The sequence below is a fragment of the Arthrobacter sp. J156 genome, from assembly GCF_056172865.1.
Window position 1 is genome coordinate 1,215,796 of sequence record NZ_CM149650.1, and the last position, 12,579, is coordinate 1,228,374.

Annotated in this window: 12 protein-coding genes and 1 tRNA gene; 2 read left to right on the top strand and 11 right to left on the bottom strand. The window is 61.9% G+C overall.

The features are described from left to right. Positions 1–113: 113 nt before the first annotated feature. From ftsR to AC0QR5_RS05665, 10 genes are all read right to left on the bottom strand, one after another. Complete coding sequence (ftsR, locus tag AC0QR5_RS05620) at positions 114–863, bottom strand: transcriptional regulator FtsR (protein ID WP_430632802.1); 750 nt, start codon at positions 861–863, stop codon at positions 114–116. A gap of 3 nt (positions 864–866) precedes the next feature. Beyond that, a complete protein-coding gene (locus tag AC0QR5_RS05625) occupies positions 867–1,340 on the bottom strand; it encodes an FHA domain-containing protein (protein ID WP_329862977.1) in 474 nt (157 codons plus the stop codon). A gap of 223 nt (positions 1,341–1,563) precedes the next feature. Further along, positions 1,564–1,634 (bottom strand) — tRNA-OTHER (locus AC0QR5_RS05630). 135 nt (positions 1,635–1,769) lie between these two features. Then, entirely contained in the window at positions 1,770–2,627 is an 858-nt protein-coding gene (locus AC0QR5_RS05635) for a reverse transcriptase family protein (protein WP_245610974.1), read from the bottom strand. A gap of 462 nt (positions 2,628–3,089) precedes the next feature. Then, positions 3,090–4,403, bottom strand: a complete 1,314-nt coding sequence (locus AC0QR5_RS05640; RefSeq protein WP_048809062.1) for a phosphoribosyltransferase-like protein — start codon at positions 4,401–4,403, stop codon at positions 3,090–3,092. Then, positions 4,345–6,330 (bottom strand): ATP-binding protein, encoded by a 1,986-nt coding sequence (locus AC0QR5_RS05645; protein ID WP_045247705.1) that lies wholly within the window; start codon positions 6,328–6,330, stop codon positions 4,345–4,347. Before AC0QR5_RS05645 ends, AC0QR5_RS05640 begins: the two co-directional genes overlap by 59 nt. Beyond that, entirely contained in the window at positions 6,327–7,601 is a 1,275-nt protein-coding gene (locus AC0QR5_RS05650; protein ID WP_045247704.1) for an SIR2 family protein, read from the bottom strand. Before AC0QR5_RS05650 ends, AC0QR5_RS05645 begins: the two co-directional genes overlap by 4 nt. Before the next feature lie 13 nt (positions 7,602–7,614). Further along, positions 7,615–7,854: a DUF2188 domain-containing protein gene (locus AC0QR5_RS05655; protein WP_045247703.1), complete on the bottom strand. Its 240-nt coding sequence runs from the start codon at positions 7,852–7,854 to the stop codon at positions 7,615–7,617. Beyond that, positions 7,847–9,088 carry a helix-turn-helix domain-containing protein gene (locus AC0QR5_RS05660; protein ID WP_048809061.1) on the bottom strand — a complete coding sequence of 414 codons (1,242 nt, stop codon included), beginning with the start codon at positions 9,086–9,088 and terminating at the stop codon, positions 7,847–7,849. Before AC0QR5_RS05660 ends, AC0QR5_RS05655 begins: the two co-directional genes overlap by 8 nt. Next, positions 9,085–9,885, bottom strand: coding sequence for a hypothetical protein (locus AC0QR5_RS05665; protein WP_045247702.1), 801 nt, complete (start codon positions 9,883–9,885; stop codon positions 9,085–9,087). Before AC0QR5_RS05665 ends, AC0QR5_RS05660 begins: the two co-directional genes overlap by 4 nt. 219 nt (positions 9,886–10,104) lie before the next feature. On the opposite strand from AC0QR5_RS05665, the gene AC0QR5_RS05670 reads away from it, so the two are divergent. Then, complete coding sequence (locus AC0QR5_RS05670) at positions 10,105–10,545, top strand: helix-turn-helix domain-containing protein (RefSeq protein WP_045247701.1); 441 nt, start codon at positions 10,105–10,107, stop codon at positions 10,543–10,545. Then, entirely contained in the window at positions 10,545–11,105 is a 561-nt protein-coding gene (locus AC0QR5_RS05675; RefSeq protein ID WP_045247700.1) for a PIN domain-containing protein, read from the top strand. Before AC0QR5_RS05670 ends, AC0QR5_RS05675 begins: the two co-directional genes overlap by 1 nt. A 148-nt stretch (positions 11,106–11,253) precedes the next feature. Here AC0QR5_RS05675 and AC0QR5_RS05680 read toward each other — a convergent pair whose 3' ends face one another. Next, positions 11,254–12,546, bottom strand: coding sequence for an IS256 family transposase (locus AC0QR5_RS05680; RefSeq protein WP_400588025.1), 1,293 nt, complete (start codon positions 12,544–12,546; stop codon positions 11,254–11,256). Positions 12,547–12,579: the final 33 nt, after the last annotated feature.

Genomic DNA, 12,579 nt, shown 5'->3' on the forward strand with positions numbered 1-12,579 from the left:
TCCTGGATCCTCGTGGCGGTGGCTTCGCTTGACGTCCAGCCTAGCGGTCCCCGGGCGCGATGCCAGTGGTCGGGTGAGGACTCCGTCCCGGTCCGGCGCAACGGAGTGGGGCCCTAGTGGTCCAGACGCGAGATGGCGCCCTGCACGAGCGCCGAGTGCAGGGCCAGGCAGGCGTCGCTGATCTCGCGGGCGGTCTCGGCCGCGCGGGCGCGGGAGGAGACGTCCCGGCGCGTCGTCAGGGGGGCGACGGCTCGTTCGACGAGGCCGAGTTCGCGGTCGGCGGCGGCCCGGAACGGGCGCAGGTGACGCGGCTCGATCCCGTGTGCGGCGAGCTTGACGCTGGCCGCGACGATCCGCACAGCGTGCTCGTCGAAGCGCTGGTCCTCCTCGGCGATGATGCCGTAGGCCAGGAGCTCGTCGATGAGCTCGGTGCCTGCCCCGGTGGCCCCTTGGAGCTCGGCCCGGGTGCGGTCGCGGGTGTGTCCCGCGAGCTCATGGGCCAACTGCTCGGTCACGGTCCGCGGGGCCAGCGTGATGCCGCCCGGCAGCTGCTCCGGACGCTCGCCCCGGTCCACGGTGTCGAGGTAGTCCTTGATGACCTTGAGCGGAAGGTACTGGTCCCGCTGCAACGCGAGGATGAAACGGAGCCGGTCGATGTCTCCCGGCGTGTACTTCCGGTAGCCCGCCGCGGTCCGCTGGGGCGTGATCAGCCCCTTCTCCTCGAGGAAGCGGATCTTCGACGCCGTCGTCTGGGGGAAGTCCGCCGACAACTCGGAGAGGACCTCGCCGATGTTCAGGACCGAGGGACGGGGGGCGTCGGCGGTCGACCCGGAGGTCCGCCGGGCGTGGGACGTGGAGGCCACGGGCTACCGCTGCCCCTGGCCGCTCGAGGAGGGGACGGTGCCGGCGTAGAAGGTCAGGCGGAACTTGCCGATCTGGACCTCGGATCCGGTGCGCAGGCCCACGGCGTCCATGCGGTCGTGGTTGACGTAGGTGCCGTTGAGGCTGCCGGCGTCGACGACTTGGAAGCCGCCCTCGCCCCGCCGGAACTCGGCGTGCTTGCGGGAGACGGTGACGTCGTCGAGGAAGATGTCGGCCTCGGGGTGCCGGCCGGCCGTCGTCAGCTCCTGGTCCAGGAGGAAGCGGGCACCTCGGTTGGGCCCGGAGTGGGCGATGAGCAGGGCGGATCCGACGGGCAGCGCCGACACGGCGGCCCGTTCCTCGGTGGACAGCGGGACGTCGGCGGCCGGCCCGTCGGCCAGGGGAGGCAGGCTGATGCTGGTGGTCTCCGCCACCGATTCGCCCGGTACCCGCCCGGCGTCTCCCAAGCTGTCGTCCACGGCCATCAAGGTTCCTCCCTCATCGCTCCCATATGGCACCCCGGAACCGTCCGGCGCAACGGGCGCCCATGACCCGTTTCCGGCGTTCCTGCTCATTCCAGCCTAGCCTACCTTCCGGTCCGCTGCTGCGGCAGACCGCCCCCGGAGCCGCGAGGCGTCCGGAGCGGTCGGCTGGACCAAAAAGGCCCCTGCCGGACCTTTCGGTTCCGGCAGGGGCCCTTGCTGGTCGGGCTAGCGGGATTCGAACCCACGACCTCCTGACCCCCAGGTGGTAGGAGTAGGGCTCATAGCCCACCTGACCTGGGGTTTTGTGTTTCAGGAGCGTGCTCTGGGCGTCACGTTTTGCAGGGTTTGCAGGCTGTTGGTCACCTAATTGGTCCACTTGCCGATGTCACCGCATACATGGCCTTCCGGGGAGCCGGTTCCGGTTCAGACCTCCAGTGGGTAGCCGCTCCTGGCTAAGGCGTCATTCCAAGCTCGCCGCGCGTGCTGTGCATACTCACGCTCCACACCTGCCGCGAACGCAATCAACCCGTCGACGTGGTTCACGAACGACAGAACCGACTCAAACCCACGGTGAGAAGCATGCTCTACCAGGCCGAACTTCCCCACGCCGCGAACGTGAACCTGAAGGCGGCGCTTGTACTCGGGTAGAAGCCGGACCCCCTGTGAGTCCACCAGCAGGCCGAGAACGACAGTCCTTGCACCTGGCGGGACCACGTGGGTCTTCTTCTCGTGCAGTACAAAATGTTGGTCCCGTACGATGTTTCGGACCTGGGCGATGAGAGCCGTAGCTTGCTTTCGATCGTAATCTGGGCCAGCTGAAAAGGTGAGATCGTCCGAGTACCTTGTGTAGCCCAACCCTCTTGACGCGGCCAGATCATGGAGCTTCGCGTCAAGATTGCTCGCCACAGTATTCGCTAGGGCACCGCTTGTTGGCGCGCCCTGCGGTAACACGCCTTGGCTGCCTACCACATAGGACGGGATCGCGTTGTACGCCCAGAAGTTCTGATACCCCTCGTACCGGGGGCCGCGAAGTCGAGTGCAAATGCGGGCGATCTCCAAGCTCACGAGCTTCGAATAGCCCAGCCGCAGAAGAAGATCAAATATGCGCTTCTCTTGGATGCTTCCAAAAAAGTCATGGAGGTCAAGCTTCACCAACCAGCGCGCTCCCACATGTTGCTCAGCGCATTGAACAATTGAACGGTCACGCTGATACGCGAAACTGGCGGGGTGCATCGGAACCGACGAGAACACGTTGTGGAGGAGCCAGCGCTGCACGTCCATGAGCACGGGCTCGGGGCTCGATATCTCGCGGATTCCGCCATCTCGCTTCCGCCGGTTGATATCAAGGTACGGGTCCCTGACTCTTCCGACTATTTCACGGAGATACCCATAGGAAACTCCGGTCAGTTGGGCTAGATGTCGCAAGCTCAAGATTGGAGGGACGCCATTTGCAAGCAATCGAGAGCGAACAATGCTCGCACGGGAGACGACCTCCGCAGCGTGTCCCTGCGCGAGGCCCTGTGCGATGTAGAGATGAGGGGAAGCGTCAGCCACTTACTTTGACCCCCGGTCCCGAAGGGTGGGGCGAACGCCTCCCCAGGCTCCGTAGGTAGGTGGCGTTTGCCCCACCACGCGTAGCCTGAGCTCGTCCGGTGAACGCGGTCAGCCGCGTCCTGGAGCCAGTCGACTCCACGAGCCGACACAACGTGCCGGCTGCATCACTAAGCAGACCAGTTCTTCCCCTCATCTCATACTCTCAGGATAGTACGGGGCGTCTGACCCCTCGATGCCCGCGGAGACATGGCGAGGAGCCCGCTTGCCCGTCGTCAGTTCCTTCTTGCCTGTCGAGGTGACGTTGCCCTGGTCATCGACCAGTCCAAGCGAGCGCAGAGCGCGCAGGAGCACGTCGACAGTCGCGACGGGTTTGCCGAGTTCCCGAGCAAGCTCGGAAGCAGAACGAGAACGATCGAGCAGCAAGGCCAACACGAGAAACATCTCGTCAGTGGCAGTCCTCATGTACTTCACACCCAGATTGCTCGACAGCCTGGGCTGGCCGATGCGCGTGGCAACATCCTTGAGGACCACATCCGGCGCATAGCTTCCTAGCTCCGTGAACAGATCGGGGGGCACAGTACGTCGTTCGAAGAATGGATGCCACCCGGAGTGTGCCTGCCTCAGAATTAGCGGGAGATTGTTAGGCACACTTGCATCAGTTGCGAAGAGCCCCGCACTTTCCTTGAATCCGAGCGCTCTCTTCCGATCCTTCCTGCGCACGTAGCGGGCGCATATGCCCTTGATCGCATCGCGCTGGTTCGCAGTCCAAGGCGCATCCTGAAACGAGGGAGCTGTTTCGACCGTCCACACCCCATCGAAGGGACCGTCTTCCCTCTGCAGGGTGGCGAGCGCTTGAGAAGAGCCTGCATACGAGAGCGCGTGTATGCGGAGAAGGCCGTATGATCGCCAGCTCCTTAGCGTCGGATGGCGGACGAGCGCCATCGCATAGTCTCGGAGTTGTGTGCCTGAGCCCGCGTAATCGGTGATGACCACGATCGACCGACATCGCTTGCCACGAAGCTCATTCAACTTCGTAGATGGCGCAAGTAGTGCATCTGCCCCAACTAGAGCCGGCGACACAAGGTCGCGAATCAAGTTGCCAACGAAACCTTCGCTGCCTGGAACGACGTTGATTGGGTCATCGAGCTGAAAACTCTCGAAAGCCACCGGAGGGACCGTCCGACCTTCGCCGAGGCGGAGATCTTCAATGGACAGTGCGGAGACCAGGAGTGCTGGGGCCTGAATCTTCCCTTGCGCGATCAGAGAGTGGAGCCGAACTTGCAGTCCAGCTCGAACGTCGCTGAGAGATACGAAACGCAGTGAGTCGAGCAGCTGACGAGCCGGACCTTCGTCTTCGGGAGAAAAGTTCGTCAACCATCCAAGACCTCTCCGGGTCTCACTTGGTCGAACTGCGCGATAGGTACTGGCCATTGAGTACTGCCGATCAAATCTCGATGATGTGATCGCGCTTCGTGAACCACACCTGACGGATCGGCGAATCATCGCTCTTCGGCTTGGGTGATGCGTCTCGCACTCGGAAGGTCGTGGGGATGCTAACGGAGTTGCCGAAAATGAGGGCATGCTGTTTCGGAAGAGACGGAAGTCGGCTCAGCACCGATTCGGAGATGAACGGCGTCATACGTCGAACGTGCTGCAAGTCTTCTGGGTTCTGGATTCTGTGTACAACAAAGTTCGAGCATTGTGACAGTACGGTTCGCGATAGTTCGCTGGGTCGTTGCGAGGCGAGAAGGATGAAGAGGCCGTATTTCCTTCCCTCTTTTGCGACTCGTTCGAATATCTTGGTCGCGTCAATCGCAAAGTCAGAAGGGCGCTCGGCGACGTAGCGATGCGCCTCCTCAAGAACGAGATTCACCGGGAAGGTGTTTCGAGCGTGTGAGCGTCGGAGCCGCTCGAAGATCATTCGAGTCACGACGGCTGAGACTACCTCGACCACCTCGTCCTCAACCTCGTTCATGTCAAAGATGGTGATTTGTGAGCGCTTCCGAAGTCCGCCACTCGGTTGCTCTTCGATGAGGCCGAGCCATTTGTCCACGAAGACCTTCGAGTCAGTCTCGTGGGGAGCCAGCGTGGTCGTATCCGGCCGCAAGAACGCGAACTCCGCACGATCGCGAATCGATTTGTATCTTGTCAGCATTGATGAGCTGTAGTCGCGGACGTGTCGGTTGCCGTGCGCCTCCTCGTAGAGAATGGCGAGATCGAGAGCTTGCTCCAGCAGGCCAAACTCGAATGGAGCGTACTTATAGTCCGGGAGCACAACGTCGTCTTGAATGTGCGGCCGCAATAAGTTGGGAAGTCCATTGGGAGCCACGAAGGCGCCAAAGTTGATAGCAAGGTGCGGGTGCACAGTCTGCCGATTGAGTTCCGGCGTGCTGAAAGAGAGCAATAGTCCCTGAATTCGGCCGACACTCGCCGTCGCGCTTTCAGAACTGGCCAGGATGGCGAGTATCGCGGACGCAAGAACATGGTTCTTAAGCGGCGCGAGAGTTGCGTCATTCGTCGCGAACAAGCTCGTCAGCCCTAACGCATTTCTCAAGATCGGCCGCTGCGCTCGGTCGCTAGCCCGGAGTAGCAGTTCCCACTCTTCCGGGGACAAGAACCAATGAGGCAGTCGGAACCCGACTACATCCTCCCTCTTGTCAGCGCTTGGCGGCGCCTGGGCCTCGCGCCCTGGAACAAGCGCATAGAGCCTTCTGATTGGCTTCGGCAAGTCGGCAAAAGCTTGCCTGTACTCGCCGTTTGTGTCGAAGAATACGAACGTCGCGCCGACGGCAGCGTGGGCATCATGTTTGGTGAAGATGGATTGAACCACTGATGCGACGGTGCAGGACTTTCCGCTTCCTGTGTTACCGAGGATCGCTGCGTGGCCACCGAAGAACTCGTCGACGGATACTTTAACGTCGTAGTCATCAAAGACGACCGATGTACCGATACTGAATGCGCGCAAACGGGTGGGTACTGGTTCAATCTCAGATGATTCGTCGGCCTCGATCGCGTTAGTCGAGTCGAAGATTCGATCGAGGTCCTGCGATTCGGCATACAGGACCTCGGTGTACAGCGCAGGAAAGACTGAGACGCCGAATCGGAACCGCTCCTCGGTGCGAAAGGAGAGAGTGCCGATGGGGACGACATCTAGGAACTTCAATGCTCGAAGTGCGTGTGTGTCTTGAAGCTCTGACTGGAGTTGCTCGCTAGCTGACAGCTCGCGTTCGCGGAGACCGACTACTTCGCCTACGACGTGCTCGGTCTGCAACGGGATCAGGACGAATGACCCGATTCGTGCGACATAGTGTTGGGCGTCGAACCCGACAAGCGTGAAGCTGTCGGAGCCCGCGTTGAGCTCTACGGTAAACCTCTCGGCGTTGACTGCGATGACTTTGCCGAGGGAGCGTCGGCGCTCGATGGCGCTCAACGGCGTGCACCGCTGTCAGGAGTCTTGTGCCCGCGCCCAAGAAGGTTCGTCAGAACGGAGTTGATTGCTTCTTCAGCGTTGTCGGAACCACCTGTCGCCAATATGTCCTCGACGAGCGTAGAGAAGTAGTGCGCCTTCCAGGTAGCTTGCTTGTCTTCCGTGCCGACTATCCAGATTCGCGGGTCATCGAGCTCTCTGAGCTTCGTCACCGTCTCATTGGCGAAAGGGTCGACGAATGCGACAAGTCGGAAGGTGGGGATCGTAAGAGCTTGGAAGATGATGTTGTTCACATGTTCATCTCCGAAGCTGTATCCCACGGTGACGAGGACGCTTTGGTCTCGGACGACTCGGGTTTGGAACTCACGGAACAGATCCGAGTACGGTGCGGCAAAGCTGGCGTTCTGTTTCGCTGGACTGGGATAGATGAGTAGTTGCTCACTCGATATCAGAGAGGGTGCCGTCTCGACGACCGGAAATAATCCGTCGCCACGAGACTCCCAGCTCACCGAACCGTGGAGCTTGGCAAAGTACATCAGGCTGTCGACGGAACTCCACTTCCGATTGCTGATGTCGAGTTGCTCGGAAAGGGCGTATCTGAACACCGACGGGTTGAAACGACGCTCGATTGATCCCAGGAAGCCGTTGATGTACGGGATGCCGAGCCGATCCATTGCGGTCTCGTTGAAGAGGTCGTAGTTCGTTGTGAAGACCCAAGGGCGCGGGAGTGCCCGGTCTCTCTGTGCCAGGCGACGATAAAACTGCATGTAGGTTCTGAGGACGGTTTCATCACCGCGAGAAAACTCACCGTCCGTGCAGGCGGAACGAACATACGCAGTCACTGAGCGAATGACTCGCTGAACGACGGCATGCACCTTTTGCATCGCCGGCCGCGTGCTCGCCCGAAGGGCAATTTCTTGCGCGAACAAGACTTCCAAGAGGCGCTCAAGATTGTTCCCGTAGTCCTTGTCATCGAGATTCAGTCCCAGGCTCGATTTCAGCCGCTGCCGATCCGTTGCTGTGATTCGATGCTTGCCTGTGGTGGCGTTCATGAACTTCTTTGCCATTGGTCCCATTGTGGGAATGCCAAGCTCTCGGCCGTCCTGCTGGAACGACGAACACCCTGACCCAAGCAGGAAAGCAAGATTCTTTGAGTTGAGCGCGTCCGCAATATCGCGACGTACAGTTGCGATGGTCTCGGATGACTCCGAGTCAACCGTGTTGGTCTTCCCCTTGTAGAACGCAACTGAGCGCTGGGGATCGTTCGTCGTCATCCTGTTTAGTCCCTCAGCCCTTGGACGAGCGTGGGTCGTTCCCACGAGGGATCGTGTCCTGCTCGCGGATAGTGCCCTTGAGTGAGCGCACCTGCAGTTCGCCCCCGCCGTCGTTGCGGAGGATGTCACGAGCTCGATTGATGCCCTCAGCCTGTGTGGGGGTGACGGCGCTCGCTCGGTCGGAGCCGGGTTTGCGTACTTCCCAGTTCCCGTCGTCTCGGCGCTGGACGACGCGCTTGTTCGGTTCAGTCATGGGTCTCTCCTTGTGTGAGTTGGGAGTCTTGTGCATCGTTCTCGTTCTCGTTCTCGGCGCGCGCGCTCAGTCGCGGCAGCAGAGATACAACTTTCTTGCTCTCGGGTAGCGAGTGGTCAGCATCAGCCTGATCCGGTTCTGGGGCATGAGGGGTGCGTGCTGTGACGAGGCGGAAGAGTTCTGCCGGTACACGGCATTGCTCGATGAGGCTGAGTTCTTCGATGCCTTCGTTTTCAAGTAGCTCGATCGCTCGTGGCAGCAGGGATGGCTGTTCGATAGCCGTGATGAGGCCGGGTTCGTTGCGTCGCCAGCCTCGCGTGGACAGGGTGACCATCGCATTGCGATAGGAGACGTCGCCGAGTCGTCCGAGGCGCCGTGCCCGGTAGAGGAGCGCCTGGATGCTCACTCCCCACTGTTCTTTGAGTTTGGCGAGGGTGACCCAAGCGCTCCGGTTCATTGCCGTTGGTAACAGGTCGGCTATCTCGGCTTCTGGCATCAGCAGCTCTGAGGCGAACCTGTGAGCCTGTTCCTCAACGATTCGTCCGCCGGGTTCTGCGTCGCTGTGCATAATGAGGTGGCCCAGCTCGTGGGCGACGTCGAAACGCTGTCGGTAGTAGTCGCGCTTCACGGGGTTGAGGATCACTACCGGACGCAGGTGGCTGTCGAAGGAGTAGGCGTCTACTGAGGCAGTCTGGTTCGGGCTGAAGACAACGAGGACTCCGTGGTTCTCCAAGGCGCGCACCAGGTGCCCGGCTGGTCCTGTACCGAGCGCCCATGCATCGCGTAGCTCCTGCGCGGCCCGCTCGGGACCGTCGCCTTCAAGGTCATCCAGTTCGACAGGCATGGATGGCAGGTCGACGTCTGGTAGCTCGACGTGACGCTCTAGGGATTCGGCGATGTCGAGGGCGATCTGTCCGTAGGCGAAGGCTTGGTCGCGTGCGAGCTGGCTCGTTGATCGCAGCGACCGGAAGTGTGGGAGGGCGCTGGCCTTGGCGACATCATTCGGGCGTGCGGCGAAGAACCCTGGATCGACTGAGAGTCCAAGAGCGAGCTGGGCGACGGTGGAGGGAGTCGGCGTTTTTGCGCCTGTCTCCCATGCCGATACTGCGGTTGGGCTTTTCTTGATCAGTGCCGCAAGATCGCTCTTGCGAAGCCCTGCCAGGTGACGCGCCATGGTCAGGCGCGCACCGTCGAAGAAGGCTGCTGCGGTCGCTGTCCGGTCGGTTCTGTTCACTGACCAACCTGTCCGTGGTTTGGCTGCTCAGCCGCCGGACGGCGGAGCTTGACCGGGGCGTCAGGCGTCGTGTCGGGACTGACAGGCATGGGCGCGCTCGGACGCAGGCGTCCACCATCCGCCGGAGGTGTCTGCAGAAGGTCGTGCTTCCAGTACCAGGCGGAGCCACCCCCGGAGTTCAGGCGAGGCTGGCCGATAACAAGTTCGCGACCGCCGCGCTCGGCATCCAGGGAGTGCCCTACGACCAGGGTGTGCAGGTCGAGCTTCGAGCCAGCCATCAGGGTTGCCAGGCCAGCCTGTTCGTCGCTTGTGAAGTGGTCGAACAACGTCGGCGGGTCAGGTTCGTCCGTCGGCTGCTGCGCGACGCGCTGCTTCGTGGTGCTCTTTTGCGGCCACGGCACCTCATCAAGTTTGCCGAACGCAGACGAGGCGAGGAGCCAACGAGTTCCCTCGTGCGACCAACCAGGACTTCCGCTGAGATCAGCGCGCCCAACGAGCTCAGGATCAAGTGCGGGAAGGGTCGTGATGTCGCGCTCGGTCAGTTCCGCGTGGAGAAGGTCGAGGCTCGTCTGCCCGTCCGTTCCTTCCGCGACGGCGTAGCGGCGGCATGAAAACACGCGATCGAGGCGATCGCGGAAGAGAGTGAACCGAGTCACGCCGACCCACGTCGCGTCGTGGCCCGCGGCCTCCGAATAGTCTTCCAGCACACGGTCCGCAGCCGACAGGAAGGCCCAGCGGATGCCCGCCAGCACACCAGCACGATCCAGCGCGCCTACCAGGTCATCTCGTTCACTCATATGACGAGAGTACACCCGGAGGTAGTAAATTACGCATCAAAGCAAACCGCGTGTCGTGCCGAGTGCCCAAAACTGTTCACCTTTGCCTTCTCCCCACACCATCCTGGGGCGACGAGCCGCTCGTCTTCCCTGTGGGCGGGCCGAACGCCACCTCTTCCAGGCCGCCTCGGGTACACTTATTGCGACTGCTTCGATTGTTTCGATTAGGAGGATGGGCTGATGAGCGACATCGCGACGCTGGTTCCTGAGCCGGCCGACACTGAGCTGGCGGTATCTGCTCTGCGCGGGCTCGACGCAGTGCTCGGCGCTGAGGGTCCGGTGCGATTGCATCTGGCTGGGCAGGTCGGCGATGTGGAGGTGCCCCGGTCTGCGCTGGCCGCACTGGCGCAGGTACTCGACAGCTTTGCGCACGGCGAGGGCGTGACCGTTCTTCCCTCGCAGGCAGAGCTGACGACCCAGCAAGCTGCCGATGCGCTGCGTGTATCGCGACCGTTCCTGATTGGGCTGCTCGACGACGGACAGATCGAGTACCGCACGGTAGGTACGCACCGTCGTGTCAAGGCGGCGTCGCTGATCCGCTACCTGCGTGAAGACGACGAGCGCCGCCAGTCTGCTGCTGACGCGCTGACCGCGGAGACCCGCGAGCTCGGATTCGCCTGATGCAGGTCGTCGTCTACGACGCCAACGTGCTCTACCCCTCCACCCTGCGGGATGTACTGATCCGGGCAGGGCTCGCAGGCCTGGTGCGGCCGAAGTGGACGGAGCAGATTCTCGATGAGGTGTTCCGAAACCTGCGCGTGAACCGCTCTGACCTCGACCCCACGCGACTGGATCGCACTCGCCGCCTGATGAATGAGGCGATCCGTGACGTAACGGTCACCGGCTACGAGCACCTGATCGACCAGCTCGATCTTCCCGATGCCGACGACCGGCATGTCCTGGCCGCTGCAATCCACGCTGGCGCTCAAGTGATCGTCACCCACAACCTCCGCGACTTCCCCGCCGACCGGTTGAGCTCGTGGGATGTGGAAGCGCAGCATCCCGACGGCTTCCTCACCGGTCTGTTTCAGGACCACCCGGACGCCCTCGGCAGGATCGTCGCCGCTATCACAGCGGTGTGGGGCGGCGAGACCAACTACGGGGATGTCCTTGACAGTCTCTCCATCGATGCGCCGGGCACCGCTGATCTCTTGCGCGAAACGTTTGGTGATCGCGGGTAGATCCCGGCCCGCCAGCGTCAATACCTTCACGCGACGCGAAGGTATTGACCGCTCCCAAAGAAGACAATCCTCGGTTCCGAGCAGGGGGCTGACGGCTGCGAGCGCACGGTCGGGACTATCTCATTAACGGTGTATCCGGCGGTTTCTTTTAGTAGCTTTCAGCGGCCGGGAATCGGTCGCTGAAAGTGATGGCGAAGGCGTTCAAAGCGGGCTTCCAACGCACGGCCCATCGGGTCTTGCCGGCACCGGTCGGATCGAGGGATCGGGTGACCAGATACAGGCACTTTAGCGCAGCCTGCTCGGTGGGGAAATGACCCCGGGCCTTCACGGCGCGCCGGTACCTGGCGTTGAGGGATTCGATCGCATTGGTCGAGCAGATCACGCGCCGGATTTCCACGTCATAGTCCAGGAACGGGATGAACTCCTCCCACGCGTTCTCCCACAGCCGCACGATGGCCCCGTATTTCTTGCCCCAGCGCTCGGTGAGCTCCTCGAACGCCGCCCTGGCGGCCGCAGCGTTCACGGCGGTGTAGATGGGCTTCACGTCCCGTTTGAGCGCGTCCCAGTCCTTCTTCGAGGCCAGGCGGAAGGTATTGCGGATCAGGTGGATGATGCAGGTCTGCACGGTTGTCAGCGGCCAGACGTTGGTGACGACTTCGGGCAGGCCTTTGAGGCCGTCGCAGACCAGGAAGAAGGTGTCTTTCACGCCGCGGTTCTTGATGTCGGTGAGCACGCTCATCCAGAACTTCGCGCCCTCACCGCCGGTGCCGGCCCACAGGCCGAGGATGTCCTTCTCACCCTCCAGCGTCACGCCGATCGCGGCGTAGACGGGCCGGTTGGCGACCTGCCCGTCGCGGACCTTGACGACGATGGCGTCGATGAAGATCGCCGCGTAGACCTCATCCAGCGGCCGGTTTTGCCACGCGGCCATCTCGTCGAGCACCCTGTCGGTGATCCGCGAGACGGTCTCCTTTGACACGGACGCACCGTAGATCTCGGCGAAGTGCGCGCTGATTTCCCCGGTGGTCAGGCCCTTGGCATAGAGCGACAGGACCATCTCATCGACACCGGTCAGGCGGCGCTGACGCTTCTTGACGATGACCGGTGAGAAGGTCCCTTCCCGGTCCCGCGGCACGTCCACCTCCACCGGGCCCGTGGTCTCCGTCAGCACCGTTTTTGGGCGCACGCCGTTGCGGGAATTCGCGGTCTGCTTCCCTGCCGTATCGTGCTTTTCATATCCGAGATGCTCGGTCATTTCCTCATCGAGCGCGGTCTCGATCACGGTCTTGGTCAGCTGCTTGAGCAGACCGTCCGGCCCGGTCAGGGACAGGCCCTGTTCCTTCGCCATTCTGACCAGCTCGCGCGCAGCGTCGCCCTCGGATACTTCTGTCTTCTTTTCAGCGGTTTTCGTACTCGGCACAGCCTCAAGTGTTGCGGCCATATCGGGCTCCTCCCCGCCAGGCTTACCGCCCGG

Excerpts from the sequence above, each read along its gene's own strand:
- AC0QR5_RS05680 (WP_400588025.1), bottom strand. The coding sequence starts at position 12,546 with ATGGCCGCAACACTTGAGGCTGTGCCGAGTACGAAAACCGCTGAAAAG.
- AC0QR5_RS05655 (WP_045247703.1), bottom strand. The coding sequence starts at position 7,854 with ATGACTGAACCGAACAAGCGCGTCGTCCAGCGCCGAGACGACGGGAAC.
- AC0QR5_RS05640 (WP_048809062.1), bottom strand. The coding sequence starts at position 4,403 with ATGATTCGCCGATCCGTCAGGTGTGGTTCACGAAGCGCGATCACATCA.
- AC0QR5_RS05670 (WP_045247701.1), top strand. The coding sequence starts at position 10,105 with ATGAGCGACATCGCGACGCTGGTTCCTGAGCCGGCCGACACTGAGCTG.
- AC0QR5_RS05675 (WP_045247700.1), top strand. The coding sequence starts at position 10,545 with ATGCAGGTCGTCGTCTACGACGCCAACGTGCTCTACCCCTCCACCCTG.
- AC0QR5_RS05635 (WP_245610974.1), bottom strand. The coding sequence starts at position 2,627 with ATGGACGTGCAGCGCTGGCTCCTCCACAACGTGTTCTCGTCGGTTCCG.
- AC0QR5_RS05650 (WP_045247704.1), bottom strand. The coding sequence starts at position 7,601 with ATGACGACGAACGATCCCCAGCGCTCAGTTGCGTTCTACAAGGGGAAG.
- AC0QR5_RS05665 (WP_045247702.1), bottom strand. The coding sequence starts at position 9,885 with ATGAGTGAACGAGATGACCTGGTAGGCGCGCTGGATCGTGCTGGTGTG.